Raw genomic sequence first — 18,906 nt, forward strand, 5'->3', positions numbered from 1 at the left:
AGAACCCGTGGGTGCCCGAAACCCCGGAAAGCCTAATGGGTACCCGACTTCCCGGAAGCCTTCGGTCCGTAATAGGCCCGGTTCGGCAGCTGTAACTGCACCGGTTCCCGCACCACCCGGCCCAGGGTCTCGTCGTAGCGCATTTCGTGATAACCCGTCACCGGGAAATCCTTGCGCAGCGGGAAACCTTCGAAGTCGTATTCGGTGAGCAGTCGGCGCAGATCGGGATGGCCGGAAAAGAGGATGCCGAACATCTCGTAGGCTTCCCGCTCGTACCAGTCGGCGCTCCACCAGATGCCGTTCACCGAGGGGACGAACTCGCCCTCGCTCAGGGCCACCTTGACCCGCACCCGGTGATTCTGATGCACGGAAAGCAGTTGGTAGACCAGCTCCAGGGGTTTGTCGCGATCCGGGTAGTGTACGCCGGCCACATCCACCAGCAGCTTGAAGTCGCAGTAATGGTCGTCCCGCAGCAGGGTCATGGCGGCGAGGAGTTCTTCGGGTTTGCGTTGCAGCACCACCGCATCGCCCTTGCCCCCGGCGGCGCGACCTTCCAGATAGGTCACGTCATCGGCCGGAAAGAGGCTGCGCAGATGGTCGGCCAGGGCTTCCAGACGCGGCTGGCTCATTGGGAGATCCTCCAGCCATCGTAGAGGGTGGCGGTGCGATGGATTTTCTTGTGCAGTTGCAGGATGCCGTAGAGCAGGGCTTCCGCCGTGGGGGGGCAACCGGGCACGAAGATGTCCACCGGCACGATGCGGTTGCAACCGCGCACCGTGGAGTAGCCGTAGTGGTAATAACCGCCGCCGTTGGCGCAGGAGCCCATGGAGATGACCCAGCGGGGTTCGGGCATCTGGTCGTAGAGTTTGCGCAGCACCGGGGCCATCTTGTAGGTCAGGGTGCCCGCCACGATCATCACGTCCGACTGACGGGGGCTGCCGCGAAAGACGATGCCGAAGCGGTCCAGGTCGTAGCGGCTGGCGCCGGCCTGCATCATCTCCACGGCGCAGCAGGCCAGACCGAAGGTCATGGGCCAGCAGGAGCCCGTGCGCGCCCAGTTGACCAGCTTGTCGGCACTGGTCAGGAGGAAACCCCGCTCCGTTACCTCGCGGCGCACTTCCTCGATCATTCCCATTCCAGCGCCCCTTTCTTCCAGGCATAGATGTAGCCGACCAGCAGGACCAGCAGGAAGAGCATCATCTCCACGAAACCGATGAATCCGATGCTCTTGAAGGCCACGGCCCAGGGATACATGAAAGCTGCTTCGATGTCGAACACCACGAAGAGGATGGCCAGCAGATAGTAGCGCACGTCGAAGGGCATGCGCACCCGGGAGGGCGGGTCGAAGCCGCATTCGTACTGGTCGCGTTTTTTGTCATAGGGGCGTTTCACCCCGACCAGGTACGACGCGCCGAGCATGAACACCGCCATGCCCAGGGCGATGAACAGAAAAACCAGCACCGGAAAATAGCTTTCAAGCACCTTCCATTCCTCCCAGCCGATCCGGCGCTTCTCGTGGTGGGGGGCGCCGTGAGTCGTTCCCTGCCGAAAAAGTTCCCACCTTTCCGCGGCACTCGAAATTTTGCGCATTCTGCGCCCGATTTCAATGTATTTTCGACATCCTCTTCAAATCACCATGGAAGAACATCACAAAAAACCCTGGAAAATAGTATGGATAATGACAGGAAATCAACAAAACTAAATTGTACTTAAAGGCGCTCAAAACCTCTTGTTTGCCGGGTTATCAGGGATGGGTCATACAGAACCGGAACAAGCGGTTGGAAGACGGTTCGGAACGTGGTATTCTTTCCCCGAATTGTCATTGAAGTCAGGATTTGTTGAAATACGATTATGAAATTGGAAAAAATGTGTTTCGATCCGGACAAGGATGTCGGCAATCGGGAAAAACACGGTTTGTCCCTGGCCGAAGCGGCGCACCTGGATTGGGAAAATGCCCTGGTTTGGGAAGATACGTGGCGCGAATACGACGAAGCGCGGCAGGTTGCCTTGGCTGTTCTGGGAACACGTGTCCACGTCGTGGTCTTTGTGGACCGGGTGGAGGAACGCCGCATCATCAGTCTGCGCAAGGCCAATGTGAAGGAGGTCATGCGATATGTCGAAGCCTGTGGCGATTGAGATACCGACTCCCGAGGAAGACGCACGGATCACGGCGGCAGCTTTGAACGATCCAGATAATCTGCCTCTGCTGGATGTTGAGCTTGTCCAATTCAAACGGCTGCCGAAGAGTGCAGAACCAACTACATGCGGTGAAAACTTCAGCGATGAAAAGGAGATAGTATGCCATCGTTTAAAGGATCAGCGTGGGAAAATAGCAGGCCAAATACTGTGACCGGCTCGGGTTTTGGAATTGCTTTTTCACCTGAGAATTGGCAGAAGTATTTTTCAGGAAATTGTGGAAAAACTATCAATGTGATCTTTAAAAGTAATAATAGTCTTCATAGTATGAGTGTAGGACGCGGAAAGTGCAAGGAGCTGCGAAACCAAGCAATTGGTTCGCGATTAATTCAGAGATATTCAAGCCTGTGGGTTCTTCGAACTAGACGAGTGGGGTCGGTACTCCTGTGGCCAAAAGGAAAGCCACATCATATTGATGTGGATTATGATCCTATAAAGAATATATTTACAATTGATCTTTAGCTTGAGAACGCATCCAGTCCGCGGTATCAGATAAATGCTGTCGTTCCATGGCATTTATGTATTCCGTGGGGCCTAACGGTGGTCTTTTCAACGTCTGGCGGTGCCGCCGGACGGCGTGCAAAACACGCTGAGGGTGGGCCTTGATCAGGGCCATGATGAAGGGATCGGGATGCCGGGCCTGAATGCGGTGTTTCGCCAGGGCTTCGAGGGGAAAGTCCTTGAGATTGTAAGTCAGAATGATGCCGGAGCGACTGTGAATCGCGACGGCCAGAACGTGGCGGTCCCCTTCATCCGGCAAATGCAGTGTCGAAATCAAAGACTCGTACCCGGTCACCAAACAATCGGGCAGGCTGTTCAATCGGGTCCGGGTGTACTCCAACTGTTCACGAGTGAGATCGGGACGATTGATCAGCAGGTTTTCCATCCACTCCCGGTGGATCTCCTCGGACCATTTTGTTTGGAAAAGTCCGGACAAAGCCAAGTGCAGCAGAAGGTCCCGCAAGGGGGCGGAATAAAGGATGCAGGAATCGAGAACAACGGCCAAGTTCATAACGCTTAATAACCAATATCTAATTTCTGAGCTTCTTCGGTTAGATCCTTTAAAATGGTGATTTGTTGTTCTTGCATTTGTTTCTTGTAATCCAGTACATCCTGATAACACACTCCCCGGCGCGTCCCCTGTTCGTAACAGGGAATGGCGCCCGACGCCAGCAGGTTCGCCAGATAGGGTTGGGAAACGTTCAGCAGATCGGCCGCTTCCTGGTCGGTCAGAAGAGGGATTTTCGCCTTGAGCATGTCAACCTCCTGTAATCAGTCTTTTGACTTTTAATATTTTATCCTTTAGAAAGTAAAAAAAGAAAATGTTCTATCCTTTGACTTGTCTGTTATAATTCATATTTTATTTACATTAATATGTCTAAATGAATTTATAGGGGGTTCGACGGCAAAGTCAAAGGATAGAACATTTCCTTTTTTTGATACTTGAAAGATAACAGATTGAACGGCCAGGGCAATAAAAAACCCCGGAGGAAAAGGCTTCCTCCGGGGTTTCGTTATTACATCACCACCGCATCAACCGACAAACTGCACCACGCTGGCAGCGGTCCGGGTATCCATGTTGCGACCCCGGTTGGTGTGATCGTCGATCTCCGCCGCAGAACCGATCATGCGCCCGAAGAGGAAGGTGGTGAAAGCCGCCGCTTCCATCTCCCGCTCCGTGACCTTGCCGGTCTTGAAAGGCTTCCACAGCATCTTCAACAGAATGATGGCAATGACCGCATCCACGTTCACGCAGTAAACATTGGTGGAAACGCCGTTGCGGAACAGCGCCTGCACCATCTCGTGATAGAAATCGTGGAACACGTTGTATTCGCCACGGTTCTTGAACAACTCGGTGACAAAGACCTCCCGCGGGTCGAAGTTGACATCCTTGCCCTTGAAGACCGGATGATTGACGCAGGGGATCTTGGCGTAATCCAGCTCGCCGGCGCCCTTGGCCTTCACCTTGTAGCCCTTGTACTCCTTGGCATACCGGTTGGCCATCTCCGCCAGATCGAGGCCGTGAGCGGTCTCGGCGGGGTCGGCCAGGGTGGTGTTGCGGAACTGGTCGAGCAGGAAGGAGATGGCCTCGAAGCCATTGCCCCCGTGGGCGAAACCGGTATGGGTCAGGAAGCCGAGATAGCCCTTGTTGACCTGCACCCGGCTGGGAACCTCGGGACCATCGGCGGAAACCGCACCCTTGGGGCCCTGAGCCGAAATGGTGCCGGGTCCGTTGGTGACGATGAGACCCAGCAGCACGGAGAAGCCGAAAAGCTCCTGGGCATCGGGACGATGACCGAACAGAGCCAGGAAGGCGGTCTCCGTGAAGCTCCAGCCGTTGATCAGATCGCTCACCGCCACGCCGGAGAAGGTCTTGCGATCTTCCTGACGGCTGCTCTCCACACTGGAACCGACCAGGGTGGCGAAGATCTGGAAATGCCACGGCATGTTGGCCACGGTGGTCACGGAGAGACGCTTGTGCATCAGCGGCTTCCAGGCCAGGTGGGTGGTCACGGCGGCCAGCAGCACCTGATCGCGCAGCTTGCCGTTGTGTTTGTCGGCCAGCGCCTTGAGGAAGTCGATGAAGACCGACTTGGCGCCCCGGGCTTCCAGACCGGCCAGCAGACTCTTGCCCCGGTCTCCCGCCTTGTCGGAGAGGAAGACGGCCCGCATCTCCTCGGATCCCGCCTGCTCCAACTGAGCGGAGAAGTCGAAGGAGGTGTCCGCCGGATCCTCCAGCTTGCTGTAGGCGAAGAGGTTCACCAGGGCTTCCGCCGCGTCACGACCCTGCTTGACCACGTTGGGGCCCACCAGGGCCACCGCGGCGGAAAGCACCGTGTTGGGGCTGTTGCCGGCTTCCCGGGCCGCATCCGCAGCCAGAAGACCCACGTTGCCGCTCTGGTTGACGTAAGCGTTGAGTACCGCATTGGCCATGGCCGCGCCGTTGGCATCCGGATACTCCCGGAGCAGCGCCATGGTGAGGTTCTCCTCCAGGGTGTGGGTGGAGGCATCCAGGATGCTGATGTTGTGCAGTTGGGAGACCTGGGTGGCCGGATCCATGCGGGAAGCGCCGGAAGCGTCCTTCATGGCCTGCCGCGGGAAGGTGGTGCCGATGGCCTTGGAGAGAATGGCGATCTGCTCGTTGTAGGGGGACATGGCCTCCACTACGGGCGGGCACAGCTCCTTGGGCAGATCCAATCCCTGATTGTTGGCGAACCAGCACTTGAGATCCAGATTGCCACGCGGCTCGAAATCGGGTTTGATGCCGTTGAGCATCATCACCGTGGTCAGCGCCTGGGGCACATGGGAGATGTTGGTCACCACCGCGCCCTTGGCGGAGCAGATGGGATTCTCGGGGGTGAAGATGCCCTGAACCCCGAACTTCTCCATGAACCACTTCTCTTTGGCGGCGGCATCGTCACCGGATCCGGCGATGGCGCCCGCATGACCGCAGGCGCGGGTCAGCTTGGCCTTCCAACGGCCCACCACGCAGGCCACGACCGGCTTCTTGAAGACCAACTCCTTCTCGTAATACCCACCCGGCTCGATGTAGAAGACGCCCGCTTTGGTGCGGTCGTCGTTGTGCATGGCGTAGGTGAACTCCTGGGCGGCGAAGTGGATATAGACATCCTTGCCCGAGGAGAGGGAGACCGTGGAACCCCAGCCACCGGTGAGCAGATAGGTGGCCATGGTGGTGGTGAAGTTGCCGGAGTTGGAGAAGATGGCCACGGAACCCGGAACCAGCGACTCCTCCGGAGCGCTGCCGCCCAGGGCGCCGCCGATACGCACCTTGTTGTGGGCGTCGGCGATACCCAGGCAGTTGGCGCCGAAGACGTCGACACCGCGCATCTGGCAATACTGACGAATGGTGCGGGCGTGGGAAACCTTCACCTTTTCGGTGAGGATGACCACCTTCTTGAGATTGGGATTGACCCGCACCGCCTCGATCACCGAGTCGCGCACGCCGGCGGGCGGCACATAGACCACCGCCACGTTGAAGCTGTGTCCCGCGTCCATGGCTTCCAGCACGTTGTTGTAGACCGGGATGTCGCCGATGCTGGTCTTCATGACCGAACCGGAACGGCCGGGCATGGTGCCGCAGACGATGTTGCCGCCGGAGAAGACATGGCTTACCGGGGTGACGGTCCGGCTTTCGCCGCCCAGGATGTTGAACACGCAGACCCGGTCTTCGCGGGTGGCCATTTCGGCCAGGCTGTGGATACCGACATAGTAGGGGAACTCAGGCACACCGCGGGCGTGCATGAAATTGTAACTTTTGTTGGCTTCTTCATTATACGACATGGCAAACCTCGGTGATCTCGCGGGTTGATTCTCTGCGGGATTGGAGCCCGCCGTTCATGGGCCACACCTTCAGGAGCGAATGCCCAGTTTGCGGGCCACGATCTCCCGGCCACCGTTGGACATCCAGTTATCGACGGCCTGGGCGAAGTTGACCACTTCGCTCATGGCGGAGTCGAAACCGAACATGCGGTAGGGCAGACCCAGGGAGTCCAGGGTATCCTTGAGATAGCCCATACCCCGGATCAGGTTGGGGCCACCGCGGCCAACCACCACGAAAAGGGGGGTGGGACCGTGGCTGCCGAAATACTCCCTCAGGCCGTCGGCCATGGCGCGGAAGGTTTCGTAAATGTCGGTGTTGTTGGCCTTGCCACCGATGATGAAGAGGACGTTGCTCTGCTTGAGCCAGTATTTGTAGGTGATGCGGCTGATGTCCTTCATCTTGGCGTAGGGGGGATTGCCGCCGAAGTCGGAGGAGATGGTGGCGGCATCGCCCAGCAGCTCGGTCACCAGGGCGTTGGCCCCGCCGCCGAAGGTCATGGCGGTGATGGTGCCGTGTTCGTTGATCACGAAGACGTCGGACTGTCCCTGATAGGTGCGCAGCTGGTTGACTTCCTGCTCGAAGGGGGAGTGGACCGAGTCTTCCAGGTTTTCCGGAAGGTTGAGGCGCAGGCGGTTTTCGTCGTCCCCGTCGAAGGCGCATTTGAAGTCGCAGGCCATGGGGATCAGGCGTCCCTCGGGGGTGCGATGCATGCGGATGGGGTTCAGCTCCAGCATGGTCATGCCGAAGTTGTTGAAGAGATCCCACAGGCTGGGGAGATATTGCACCAGGGGGCTGATGATCTCGCTGGGGGCGTCCAGGTGCATCAGGGCGTTGGAAACCACGAAGCCCTTGAATCCGGTGAGGGAGTCGAACGGCACCACGGAGATCTTGTCCCGGGGCAGCTCCTCGATGTCCATGCCACCGTGATGGGTGATGGTCATGGTGGGGGCGCGGAACATGGTGTTGTCCGTGATGGAGAAGTAGACTTCGTGTTCGCAGGAGACGAAGCTCTCGAAGGTGACGCCTTCCGCCTTGGCCACGGTGTTGCCGTGACGGTGCTCGGCGAAGTAGAGGCGCTCCTTCTCCTTCAGGGCGGTACGCACGTCGGTGGCCTTGCCGATGAGGCCGGCCTTGCCCTTTTTGCCCACGCCGCCTTTGAAAATCGGCTTGATGATGACGCCGCCCCATTTGTCGATCATGGCCTGGATCTGCTCGGGAGTGGCTTCCGGCCCCAGAATTTCCGCCGTGGGGAAGTTGACGTACTTGAGCAACTTTGCCCCCCAGTTCATGCCTGTGATCCGCATCGGTGAGACTCCTCGCTTTTCGTTGATCGTGACTGTGCAGGTTTTACGGATGCACCATCCCCGTTCAGGAAACGGGACCGGAGCGGCCGTTTCTCCACGGCCGCTCCGCCTTTCTTGCTTGCTTTTTTATGAATGGCGATAATGCTACCTTATCGGGTTTTCCAAAACAAAAATGGGCAAGCCAAGTAATGAGCTCGGCTTGCCCATGTTTTTCATCCTTCTTGCCAATTGGTTTGCCAAATGGCGGGAGCGACGGGGCTCGAACCCGCGACCTCCGGCGTGACAGGCCGGCGTTCTGACCAACTGAACTACACCCCCAAACGTTTCAACGGGGCACATCCTAGTGCCCCGGTCCGAACATGTCAACGGTTGCCGATTAAACCGTCGCATGTCCGTTTTTTCAACAGACTCATGGTGGGCGGAACAGGGCTCGAACCTGTGACCTTCGGCTTGTAAGGCCGACGCTCTCCCAGCTAAGCTATCCGCCCCGAGGTCCATCAACTGGACGCGGGTAATCGACAATCAGACGGCCTTCTTTTTCTTGGCACCCCGTTTGGCCGGGGGTTCTTCCTTGATGGCCACGGCATCCTTGAGCAGTTTGCCCGGGCGAAAACGCGGCAGACGGCCCGCAGGGATATCGATACGCTTGCCGGTTTGCGGGTTGCGTCCGGAACGGGCGGCTCTTTCCGCCACGGCGAAGGTGCCGAAACCGATCAGGCTGACCGAGCCGCCCCCACCCAGGGTCTCCCGAACGGTTTGCATGATGGCATCCAGACAGGCAGCGGTTTGCACTTTCGGTAAACCAGTCTTCGCGGCAACGGCATCTACCAATTCGGTTTTGTTCAATGGCCCATCCTCCGTGTTGGACAATACCAGCCCAGGCTTTGCAGCCCGCCCTGGCTGCCTTATAAACGGCGGCAACGAGTCGTGTCAAGCAGGCTTGTGGTCAGGAGGGCGAAATAAACGCGCCAGGGACAATATTTGGCATTGCAAAATCCGGCCGAGACCCGTACTTAAAGAATATAAACGGCCCCGATTCGACGGATTTGATGTCGTTTTGTAGAAGTTTGCCCCCGGATTCGCTGCCATTCGGCTGCCAAATGGCGGCAATGGCGTCACTTGAGATTGTTGCGTCGAATATTGCCCCCGGAAGCCGTGCAAAACGATACCGTGAAACGAACGAAGCGGGAGGAGACCTCCCGCTTCGAGTTCGATCGAACCTCGGGGACGACAGGATCAATGGGCCACGGAGGGCGTGGTCGGCAGCGTAGCGTCGGGCAGCAGCATTTCCGGAGCGGAGAGGGGAGGGGTTTCGCCGCTCTCCGGGCGGGGTCGAATCGGAATGGGGCCCGACAGGGCCAGAGCCAACACCTGATCCATGCGATTGACCGGATGCACCTCCAGATCCTTGAAGACCGACTGGGAGATCTCCTTCAGATCCTTGACGTTCTCTTCGGGGATGATGACGTGACGGATGCCGGCCCGCAACGCGGCCAGCATCTTCTCCTTCAAACCGCCGATGATGAGCACCCGGCCACGCAGGGTGATTTCGCCGGTCATGGCCACATCCCGCCGCACCGGCACGCCGGTGAGGGCGCTGATGATGGAGGTGCAGATGGAGATGCCTGCGGAGGGACCGTCCTTCGGGGTGGCGCCTTCCGGAACGTGGATGTGGAAATCCCGTTTCTGGAAATACTCGTCGTCGTCGAAGCCCCACTCCTTGGCCCGGGAGCGGGCGTAGGTCATGGCGGCCTGGGCCGACTCCTGCATCACGTCTCCCAGCTTGCCGGTGATGGTCAGCTTGCCTTTGCCGGGCAGCAGGGACGATTCGATGGAGAGGAGTTCACCGCCCACCTGGGTCCAGGCCAGGCCGGTGGCCACGCCAACCAGATCGGTCTCTTCCGCCAGGCCGTAGGTGTAACGCGGCACCCCCAGCATGCGGGGCAGGGTCTGCATATTGACGGTGACGCTGCTGCGATCCTTTTCGGTGAGCAGGGTCCGGGCCGCCTTGCGGCACAGGGTGGCGATCTCCCGCTCCAGATTGCGCACCCCCGCCTCGCGGGTGTAGCGCCGGATGATCTCCGTCAGGGCGTTGTCCGACAGATTGAATTCCCCCTCCTGATGGCCGTGCTTCTCTTTTTGCCGGGGAATCAGGTAGCGCCGGGCGATGTGGAGCTTCTCCTCTTCGGTATAACCGGCGAGGCGAATGACCTCCATGCGATCCAGCAGCGCCTGGGGAATGTTGAGGCTGTTGGCCGTGGTGATGAACATCACGCCGGAGAGGTCGTAATCGACCTCCAGGTAGTGATCGTTGAAGGTGTTGTTCTGTTCGGGATCCAGCACCTCCAGCAGGGCGGAGGAGGGGTCGCCGCGAAAATCGGAACCCACCTTGTCGATTTCGTCCAGCAGGAACAGGGGGTTGTTGGAACCCGCCTTCTTCATGCACTGGATGATCTTGCCGGGCAGGGAGCCGATGTAGGTGCGGCGATGGCCGCGGATTTCGGCTTCGTCGCGCACGCCGCCCAGGGAGACGCGAATGTAGTTGCGTCCCGCGGCCCGGGCGATCGATTTGGCCAGGGAGGTCTTGCCGACGCCGGGCGGACCCACCAGGCAGAGAATGGGGCCCTTGATCTTGCCCACCTTCTGCTGCACCGCCAGATGCTCCAGGATGCGCTCCTTGACCTTTTCCAGACCGTAGTGGTCCTCGTCGAGGATGGCTTCCGCGCGGCGCAGATCGTGGGACAGGGTGGTCTCCACGCTCCAGGGCAGGCTGACCAGCCAGTCGATGTAGTTGCGCACCACCGTGGCTTCGGCGGACATGGGGGACATCTGCTTGAGCTTGCGCAGTTCCGATTCGGCCTTTTTGCGGGCCTCTTCGCTCATGCCGGCCTGAAGGATCTTTTCCGCCAGTTCGGTGGCTTCGTCGCGTTCGTCGTCGCGTTCGCCCAGCTCCTTTTGAATGGCCTTCATCTGCTCGTTGAGGTAGAAGTCGCGGTGGGAACGCTCCATCTGCCGCTTGACGCGGCCACGGATGCGTTTCTCCACCTGCAGCACCTCGATCTCCTGTTCCAGGAACAGGAAGAGCTTTTCCAGCCGTTCCGTGACCGAATCGACCTCCAGCAGGGCCTGTTTGTCGCTCACCTTGAGGGTCAGATGGGCGGCGGCGGTGTCGGCCAGGCGGTCGGGATCCTCGATGGCCTGGAAGTTCATCAACACTTCCGGGGGGATCTTCTTGTTGAGCTTGGCGTAGTTGTCGAACTGGCCGACAACGGAGCGCATCATGGCCTTGGCTTCGGTCTCCTCGTAAGGCGTCGAATCCCGGGGGGAGCACTCCACCAGATAGAAGGGATCCTTCTGGATGAAACGATGGATGAACATGCGGCGACCGCCCTCCACCAGCACCTTGATGGTGCCGTCGGGCAGGCGCAGCAACTGCAGGATATTGGCGACCACCCCGACATCGTAGATGTCGTCTTCGTTGGGGTTGTCGGTGGTGGCCTCTTTCTGGGTCACCAGCAGGATCTGCCGGCTGCCTTCCTGGGCGGAGACCTTTTCCAGGGCGCGAATGGAGCGGTCCCGTCCCACGAAGAGGGGCACGATCATATGGGGGAAGACCACGATATCCCGCAGGGGCAACAGCAGCATGCGGGTCATCTGACCCTGGGGGGGACCCTGGGGTTCGCTCATGATGTCAACCTCACGTCAGGCATTGGCTTCCAGCGGCGATTCGGAGTAGATCAGCAGGGGCGCCGATCCGCTCTCGACCACGTCGTGATTGATGACCACTTCCCGCACGCCGGTCATGGAGGGCACCTCGAACATCAGGTCGAGGAGGATGCTTTCCATGATGGCGCGCAGACCGCGGGCACCGCTCTTGCGCTTCACGGCCTTGGTGGCGATGGCTTTGAGGGCGCCTTCGGTGAAGGTCAGGCGCACGCCTTCCATCTCCATCAGCTTCTGGTATTGTTTCACCAGAGCGTTTTTGGGACGGGTGAGAATCTGGATGAGGGCTTCCAGGTCGAGATCCTGCAACACCGCGACCACCGGCAGGCGGCCCACGAATTCCGGAATCAGGCCGAATTGCAGCAGATCTTCCGGTTCGAGCATGGCCAGCAGTTCGTTGATCTTCTCTTCCGGGGCGCCGACGCGCACTTCCGAGCTGAAGCCGATGCCGTGGTGTTTGGTGGAACGGCGTTCGATGACCTTTTCCAGGCCGCTGAAGGCGCCGCCGCAGATGAACAGGATGTTGGTCGTGTCCACCTGCAGGTATTCCTGCTGGGGATGCTTGCGGCCCCCCTGGGGGGGAACGGCGGCCACGGTGCCTTCGATGATCTTGAGCAGGGCCTGTTGCACCCCTTCGCCGGAGACATCCCGGGTGATGGAGGGATTTTCCGATTTGCGGGAGATCTTGTCGATCTCGTCGATGTAGACGATGCCCTTCTGGGCCTTTTCGAGGTCGTTGTCGGCGGCCTGGAGCAGGCGCAGGATGATATTTTCCACATCCTCGCCCACGTAGCCCGCCTCGGTCAGGGTGGTGGCGTCGGCGATGGTGAAGGGCACGTCGAGAATGCGGGCCAGGGTCTGGGCCAGCAGGGTCTTGCCGGAACCGGTGGGGCCCACCATGAGGACGTTGCTCTTGGCGATTTCCACGTCACCGTTGCCGGTACCGGCTTCCAACCGTTTGTAATGGTTGTAGACCGCCACCGAGAGCACCTTCTTGGCGTACTCCTGGCCGATGACGTACTCGTCGAGGATCTTGGTGATCTGCGAGGGGGTGGGAACCCCGGAACGTTTGCGTTCGAACCCGGTGCGTTTGTCTTCCCGGATGATTTCGGTGCAGAGGTCGACGCACTCGTCGCAGATGAAGACCGAAGGACCGGCAATCAGCTTGCGCGCCTCGTGCTGGTTCTTGCCGCAGAAGGAACAATGCAGAATGCTGCCCGATTCGGAACCTTTATTGGCCATGCTCTCTTCCGTTCTTCAGGTTGCCTCCGAAACGAGGTTGCGAAGGACTCACCGGGGGTGTTCCGGCATCTGGCGATGCTCGATCACCTGGTCGACCAGACCATATTCCGCAGCCTCCTCCCCGGAGAGGAAGAAGTCCCGGTCGGTATCCCGGGCGATGCGCTCGATGCTTTGACCGGTGTGCCGCGCCAGGATATCGTTCAACCGCTCCCGGATCCGCAACATCTCCCTGGCATGGATCTCCACCTCCGTGGCCTGTCCCTGGAAACCGCCGAGGGGTTGATGAATCATCACCCTGGCGTTGGGCAGCACCAACCGTTTGCCCTTGGCCCCCGCCGCCAGCAGAACCGCCCCCATGCTGGCCGCCTGGCCGATGCACAGTGTGCTGACATCGCACCGCACGAACTGCATGGTGTCGTAGATGGCCAGGCCGGCGGTTACATGGCCGCCGGGACTGTTGATGTAGAGGTGGATATCTTTTTCCGGATTTTCCGATTCCAGAAAGAGGAGCTGCGCCACGACCAGATTGGCCATTTCGTCGTTGATGCCGCCCACCAGAAAGACCACCCGTTCCTTGAGCAACCGGGAATAGATGTCGTAGGCGCGCTCACCGCGATTGGTGGATTCGACCACCATGGGGACGAGGTTCATGGGCTATCGTTTCTCCTGTTTCCGGATGACCGTCGCTCCGGCTATGCCACGGTAGAACAACGATTGCAAGATTGAAACCAACACGAAAGAAGCCGGTTTCACTGCATTCGCCGGGCATCCTTGCCGGAACGATGGGGTTGGCTGGGCAAAAAATGCCTTCCTGCCGGGGCTCAACCGGCCGCGTTGCCGCGGGCGTTGGCTTCTTCGGCGACCAGAGCCTCGTAGGAGCGGGGCTCCTCGGTGATCCGACTATGGCTTTTGATCCAATCGATCACCTTTTGTTCCAACACGACGCCACGAATTTCCTCCAGTTGTTCCGGCTGGGACTTGATCCAGGCGGTCAAACCGGCGGGCGATTCGGGTCGGGCCTGCATCATGGCCAGATAGCCGTCGACATCGGCCTCTTCGGCGGTGATGGCTTCCCGGGAGGCGATGGCGCCCATCACCATGCCGAGGGTGATGCGTTCGGTGGCCTCTTTTTCATAGAGGGGCTTCCAGGTGGCGCTTTGCACCTGGGTGAAGAGTTCGTCGGACTTGAAGCCCTGCTGGCGCAGATTCTCCTTGGCCCGTTGCACCAGGGCGTCGGTTTCCTGATCCACCAGTTGGGACGGCAGTTCCATGACGTTGTTGGCCAGCAGTTGCTTCATGATCTGCTGTTTCAGGTGGCTGTTGACCCGATTGGCCGCATCGTTTTCCAGTTGGCTGCGAATGCGTTGGCGCAGTGCCTCGATGCCGCCGCTCTGCTGCCCGGCCTTGACGGCGAGGGCGTCGTCGACTTCCGGCAGAACGCACTGCTTGACTTCCAGGATTTCGCAGTCGAAGTGGGCCGGCTGTCCGGCCAGTTGGGCTTCGTGGTAGTCGGCGGGGAAGGTGACGTCGACTTCCCGATGTTCACCGGCGGCGCAACCCAGCAGTTGGTCTTCGAAGGTGTCAACGAACCGACCCGAACCCAGGGTGACGATCTGTTCCGCCGGTTTGTCCCCGGTGAAGGTGCGGTCGCCGACCCGGCCCACCAGGGAGAGACGCACCTGGTCGCCTTTGGCGGCTTTGTGATCCGGGGTGGGGAGATAGTTGGCATGCTTTTCCCGCAGCCGCTCCACGACCGTGTCGACCTGCTCCTCCCCGATGGTGACCTGCAGGCGGGTCAGGGGAAGGTCGGTATAGCCTTGGGGATCCGTTTGGGGATAGACCTGGAAGGTGGCGGTGTAGGAGAAGGGCGTTCCGGGCTGAAGGTTGCCCATTTTGAGGGCGGGCGGACCCACCGGACGCACTTTTTCCTGTTGCAGGGCATTGCCATAGGTTTCGCGGAAGAGTTCCTCCGCCACGCCCCCGGCCACTTCCTGCCGCAGCATCGACTCAACCACCTTGGTGGGCACCTTGCCGGGACGGAATCCGGGCAGTTTCACGGTGGAGGCCAATTTGCGGATTTCCTGCTGATACCGTTCGCCCACCGTATTGGCGGGGATGGTGACGGTCATTTCCCGGTCGTAGGTTCCTTTGGCGACGACGATGACTTCCATGGCATCCTGGCTTGGTTGACAGTTGTAGGGTGGTGCGAAAGGGGGGACTCGAACCCCCAGGCCTTGCGGCACTGGATCCTAAGTCCAGCGCGTCTACCGGTTCCGCCACTTTCGCGCAAGGCCGGCAAATCCGCATGCGGGGTGATGAGCCTGCCGGTGGCCGGATCGCCTGTCGGGGGAGCGGGCCTTTCCGGCGTCCCCTGTCGGGAGACCCGTGACGGCGCTCCGCCGCAGAAGGGGAGGGGCCTGGAGGGGGAGGGGGTGAAAGGGAGGGGTGTGCGACCTCCCGATCCCGCCTTTCAGGGATACCACCGGTTCCGCGGGTGGCAAGCGTAAATGGGGCGAACGACGCGATTCGAACGCGCGACCACCGGAGCCACAATCCAGTGCTCTACCTCTGAGCTACGTCCGCCACAGACGGCCTTCGGCCAGCCGTTCCGGGAAGTCGGTGAGGATGACATCCGGTTCAGTCGCCGCAAGGTCTTCCTTCATAGCAGGAGCGTCTTCCCAAGGCAAGAGTGCCCGTGAAAAAAGGGGGCAAAAAGGGCTTTTTCGGGGCAATTTGTGGCATCCGTGGCCTTTTTACCGCTCCAGCAAGGCTTCCAGGGAGGGGGTATCCAGCAGGGCTTCGCTCCAGATGTCCAGGGATCGGGCCTCGGCGTTTTCGACCCGACGGACCACCTCCTCGGAAAGGGGGCCGAAGCGGTGTTGCATCAGTTTCAGCAGCAGGGTGACCTCCCCCTTGCGCAGACCCCGTGCCTCGCCCCGTGCCTCGCCGATGGCGATGCCCTCGTCCCGTGCCAGCTCCACCGCGCCTTTGGCGTCGGTGACGGCCATGCCGGCCTTGTCGTAGAGTTCCCGTTCGTCCGGGTTCATGTTGGCCAGGCGGGCGATTTCGAAGGCGTGGCGCAACGGCGGGGCGTTGAACTGGGCGGGGATCTCCGTCAGGGACTCGGCGGATTTGAGGAAAAAGAGCCACTGGTCGAGAACGTTGTCGAGTTCCCCAAGGGATTTGGTGAACTTGGGCAGTTCGATGAAATCATGGCGGATATCCTGAAGATAGGATTGTCCGGTCAGGGTTTCACGGGATTCGTGCCGGGAGATGCAGTGGGGAAAGCCGGGAAAGAGGTTGAAATCGGTGATGGTGATGGCGATGACCTGATTGAGTTTGGGGTACTCCTCGCCCTTTTCGATCTGTTGCACATAGGCCTTGGCGGCGTTGTACTGAATGCGTTTCAGGAAGGCGGCGACCTTCTGGATCTGCATCTCCACGATGTAGGTGATGCCCCGGTGATCCCGGCACTTCACATCGAGGATGGAGTATTTCATCTCCCGGATTCGGGGTGCCTGGAAGGGGTCGAGCAGGGTGACCTCTGCCAGACGGCGTTCGCCGTCGAGCCCGAGCAGGCTTTCGAGGAAGCTGATCAGAACATCCTTGGCCTCCTCGCTGCCGAAGATTTTTTTGAAGGCGAAATCGATGCGGGGGTCGATGAAGATCATGTCGGGCGCCCTGATGCGTTAATGTTGCCGGATCGAGGGAGTTATAAACCGTGCAATATTCTGACTTTTAATATTTTATCTTTTAAGTATCAAAAAAAGGAAATGTTCTATTTTTTGACGTTTTCCTTTATTATTTGAGCTAATTGCAAGATAGCGATGCAACTGCTCGGAACGATCTAAATGAATGATAAATGAAAAGTCAAAAGACTAGAACATTTCCTTTTTTTGATACTTAAAAGATAACATATTGAAAGTCAAAAGAAATTTAGAATATATTCCCGGTTGGCTGCTGGCGTTTCGCACCTGCCCCTTCAGTATAGCCCAAGAACCGATCGTCGTCATGCTCTTCCTGGAGGGCAGCAGACGGGAGGGCCTACATTTCGCTTTTCAGGATGTCGTCGGCATCGCAACAGAAATTCCGCAGATCGCGGGGGTCCCCCGCGCCGTCGGTGCGGCCTTCGACGAAGTCGCGGTAGCGTTCCACCAGCTCGGGCTGGGGCACGTCCTGGAAGCGGGCCGGAACCTCCGGTCCCAGGTTGAAGAAGAAGGCGGCGGCCTTTCGGGCCTCCTCCCGCAGATCGGGGCGGGCCCCGGCCACATAGCTCCATACCGCCAGCAGCAGGCGGTGCGAGGTGTGGCTGCGCAGAACGGCCGCACTGCGCTCCAGCGCCGGCTGCATCGGTTCCGACAAGGCCAGGTTGCGCAAGGCGATCAGGCCGTGAAGTTCCGCCTCACCTTTCCAGAGAGCGACGGCCTCCTCAATGGCCTTCTCTCCGGGAAGCCGCTCCGGCAGATTCAGCTCCACCGCTAGCCACAAGCGGTTAACCAGTCCGCTCAGCTCCGGTTCCGTCTCGAAACCCTCCAGCGCCGTTTGCAGATCCTCGCGCCATCCGCTCTGTCCCAATTGCAAACGCAGATGGCCGCGATTGAAACGCAAATAGGCTTCGGTTGATTCGAGGGCCACGCCCCGGTCGAACGATTGCAACGCCTGTTGGCACTGGCGGCGATACTCCCCCTGAAGCGAACCCAGCCCGTTCCAGGGGGTGGCATCGGCGTCGTCGATGCGGATGGCGTTGCGGAAGGCGCTTTCGGCCTCTTCGGGGCGAGCCAGCTGGCTGATCAGCAGATTGCCCAGGCCGTTCCACGGAAAGGAGGCGTGCGGGGCCAGCTCCGCCGCTTTGCGGTAGGCGGCTTCCGCCTCGGTGTAGCGGGCCAGGTGATTGGTCAGCAGATATCCCAGACCGTTCCAGGCTTCGGCAAAACCGGCGTCGATGGCGATGGCTTCCCGATAGGCGGTTTCCGCCTCTTCGAAACGGCCCAAGGCGCGGTGCAGCAGGTTGCCCAGATTGTTCCAGAGTTCGGCGGAGAGGGGATCGATGCGCAACGCCTTGCGGTAACAGGCCTCCGCTTCGCGGAACTGTCCCAGGTGAACGTGCAGCAGACTGCCCAGGCTGTTGAGCAGGCGGGCGTTGCGGTTGTTGCAGGTCAGCCCTTTGTCGAAAGCCGCTTTGGCCTCCTGGAAGCGGCCGATTCGGGCGAGAAAGCCGCCGTGGATGTGGTGGGCGTTGTCCCATTCGGGGGCGAGTTGCAGCAGGTGGTCGACCACCGGTTGCAAGCGGTTCACGCCCTCCGGCCAACTGTCCAGATACCAGGCGCACAGGTTCAGACAGGCTTTGCGATCGTTGGGCAGGGGGAAGGCCAGAATCGCTTCCAGGACGGATGCGGCTTGGGCGGTATCGGCTTCCGGGTCGGACTCCAGGCGGGTGAAGGCTTCCCAGGCGGGTTTGCGCAGCGGGTCGAGGGCTTTTTCGCGGGCCATGGCGGCGGCTTTGGCCTGGGAGGGGCGTTTTTCCAGGGTGGAGGCCAGCCAGTGCCAGTAGTGGGGCAGGGTTTCCCATTCGGGAAAGCAGTGGCGGTCCCGCAGGGGCCAGAGCAGGAAGGCTTCCCGGCCCGGTTCGTCTCCCAGGAGGTATTGCGCCCAGGCCAGTTGGGCCTGGAACAGGCTTTCCGGCAGGGTGGTGTCGGAGGATGGGGAGGCTTGCCGGGAGGTCTCCAGCCATTCGGTCATACGGGCTGGGGAAGTGGTGATGCGGCTGTCGAGGAGCCGTTTTTTTTCGTCGATGGGGAGGAGGGGACTGGCGGCGAGGCTGTTGAGGAACTCGTCCCGGAGTTCTTTGCAGCCTTCCGGGGTGGGAAATTTTTTCAGCCACTCTTTGAGGGAGCGATTGCCATCCAGGGGCCAGGACCAGGAGTACATGGCATATCCTTTGACGTTCAATATGTTGCCTTTAAATATCAAAAAAAGAAAATGTTCTATCCTTTGACTTTTCCTTTCCTTTTATAAAAATTTTTTCCGCCTTTCTTTACAACTATTTCAGATATACGGGGGTTCGGGGGGGATTATCCCCCCCGACGGGTCCAGGGCAGC

General features: G+C 59.7%; 16 protein-coding genes and 4 tRNA genes. 2 read left to right on the forward strand and 18 right to left on the reverse strand.

The annotated features are described in order from the left end of the window. Positions 1–32: 32 nt before the first annotated feature. The 3 genes from HQL56_04765 to ndhC are packed head-to-tail and all read right to left on the reverse strand — an operon-like array spanning position 33 to position 1,482. A complete protein-coding gene (locus tag HQL56_04765; protein MBF0308824.1) occupies positions 33–629 on the reverse strand; it encodes an NADH-quinone oxidoreductase subunit C in 597 nt (198 codons plus the stop codon). Next, positions 626–1,129 carry an NADH-quinone oxidoreductase subunit B gene (locus HQL56_04770; protein ID MBF0308825.1) on the reverse strand — a complete coding sequence of 168 codons (504 nt, stop codon included), beginning with the start codon at positions 1,127–1,129 and terminating at the stop codon, positions 626–628. Before HQL56_04770 ends, HQL56_04765 begins: the two co-directional genes overlap by 4 nt. Then, the gene (gene ndhC / locus HQL56_04775) at positions 1,126–1,482 is read right to left on the reverse strand and encodes an NADH-quinone oxidoreductase subunit A (GenBank protein MBF0308826.1); all 357 of its coding nucleotides are present in this window, start codon (positions 1,480–1,482) and stop codon (positions 1,126–1,128) included. The genes HQL56_04770 and ndhC overlap by 4 nt, the downstream gene beginning before the upstream one ends. A 369-nt stretch (positions 1,483–1,851) precedes the next feature. Between ndhC and HQL56_04780 the strand changes: the two genes are divergently transcribed. Both HQL56_04780 and HQL56_04785 read left to right on the forward strand, forming a co-directional pair. Next, positions 1,852–2,136 carry a BrnT family toxin gene (locus HQL56_04780; protein MBF0308827.1) on the forward strand — a complete coding sequence of 95 codons (285 nt, stop codon included), beginning with the start codon at positions 1,852–1,854 and terminating at the stop codon, positions 2,134–2,136. Further along, positions 2,114–2,350, forward strand: coding sequence for a hypothetical protein (locus HQL56_04785; protein ID MBF0308828.1), 237 nt, complete (start codon positions 2,114–2,116; stop codon positions 2,348–2,350). The genes HQL56_04780 and HQL56_04785 overlap by 23 nt, the downstream gene beginning before the upstream one ends. 291 nt (positions 2,351–2,641) lie before the next feature. Here the strand turns inward: HQL56_04785 and HQL56_04790 are convergent, their stop codons facing one another. The 15 genes from HQL56_04790 to HQL56_04860 form a co-directional block, all read right to left on the reverse strand. Beyond that, on the reverse strand, positions 2,642–3,208 hold the full coding sequence (locus tag HQL56_04790) for a PIN domain-containing protein (GenBank protein ID MBF0308829.1): 567 nt from the start codon (positions 3,206–3,208) through the stop codon (positions 2,642–2,644). Positions 3,209–3,213: 5 nt separating this feature from the next. Then, positions 3,214–3,453 (reverse strand): helix-turn-helix domain-containing protein, encoded by a 240-nt coding sequence (locus HQL56_04795; protein ID MBF0308830.1) that lies wholly within the window; start codon positions 3,451–3,453, stop codon positions 3,214–3,216. Between the two features lie 276 nt (positions 3,454–3,729). Continuing rightward, a complete protein-coding gene (locus HQL56_04800) occupies positions 3,730–6,459 on the reverse strand; it encodes a CoA-binding protein (protein ID MBF0308831.1) in 2,730 nt (909 codons plus the stop codon). 108 nt (positions 6,460–6,567) lie between these two features. Next, entirely contained in the window at positions 6,568–7,842 is a 1,275-nt protein-coding gene (locus HQL56_04805; GenBank protein ID MBF0308832.1) for a carboxylate--amine ligase, read from the reverse strand. 241 nt (positions 7,843–8,083) lie between these two features. After that, a tRNA-Asp gene (locus HQL56_04810) sits at positions 8,084–8,160 on the reverse strand. A 94-nt stretch (positions 8,161–8,254) separates the two neighbouring features. Further along, positions 8,255–8,330, reverse strand: a tRNA-Val gene (locus HQL56_04815). 34 nt (positions 8,331–8,364) lie between these two features. Next, positions 8,365–8,712: an HU family DNA-binding protein gene (locus HQL56_04820; GenBank protein ID MBF0308833.1), complete on the reverse strand. Its 348-nt coding sequence runs from the start codon at positions 8,710–8,712 to the stop codon at positions 8,365–8,367. 366 nt (positions 8,713–9,078) lie between these two features. Further along, on the reverse strand, positions 9,079–11,529 hold the full coding sequence (gene lon / locus HQL56_04825; GenBank protein ID MBF0308834.1) for an endopeptidase La: 2,451 nt from the start codon (positions 11,527–11,529) through the stop codon (positions 9,079–9,081). Between the two features lie 15 nt (positions 11,530–11,544). Then, positions 11,545–12,807, reverse strand: a complete 1,263-nt coding sequence (clpX, locus tag HQL56_04830; protein ID MBF0308835.1) for an ATP-dependent Clp protease ATP-binding subunit ClpX — start codon at positions 12,805–12,807, stop codon at positions 11,545–11,547. Positions 12,808–12,855: 48 nt separating this feature from the next. Further along, entirely contained in the window at positions 12,856–13,458 is a 603-nt protein-coding gene (gene clpP, locus HQL56_04835; protein ID MBF0308836.1) for an ATP-dependent Clp endopeptidase proteolytic subunit ClpP, read from the reverse strand. Positions 13,459–13,628: 170 nt separating this feature from the next. After that, entirely contained in the window at positions 13,629–14,978 is a 1,350-nt protein-coding gene (gene tig, locus HQL56_04840; protein MBF0308837.1) for a trigger factor, read from the reverse strand. Positions 14,979–15,008: 30 nt separating this feature from the next. Then, positions 15,009–15,093: transfer RNA gene (locus HQL56_04845), tRNA-Leu, on the reverse strand. A gap of 222 nt (positions 15,094–15,315) precedes the next feature. Next, positions 15,316–15,390 (reverse strand) — tRNA-His (locus HQL56_04850). Between the two features lie 170 nt (positions 15,391–15,560). Then, on the reverse strand, positions 15,561–16,478 hold the full coding sequence (locus HQL56_04855) for an Rpn family recombination-promoting nuclease/putative transposase (protein MBF0308838.1): 918 nt from the start codon (positions 16,476–16,478) through the stop codon (positions 15,561–15,563). Between the two features lie 373 nt (positions 16,479–16,851). Then, positions 16,852–18,735 carry a tetratricopeptide repeat protein gene (locus HQL56_04860; protein MBF0308839.1) on the reverse strand — a complete coding sequence of 628 codons (1,884 nt, stop codon included), beginning with the start codon at positions 18,733–18,735 and terminating at the stop codon, positions 16,852–16,854. Positions 18,736–18,906 lie beyond the last annotated feature (171 nt).

The organism is Magnetococcales bacterium (assembly GCA_015231925.1).
Classification (GTDB): Bacteria; Pseudomonadota; Magnetococcia; order Magnetococcales; family JADGAQ01; genus JADGAQ01.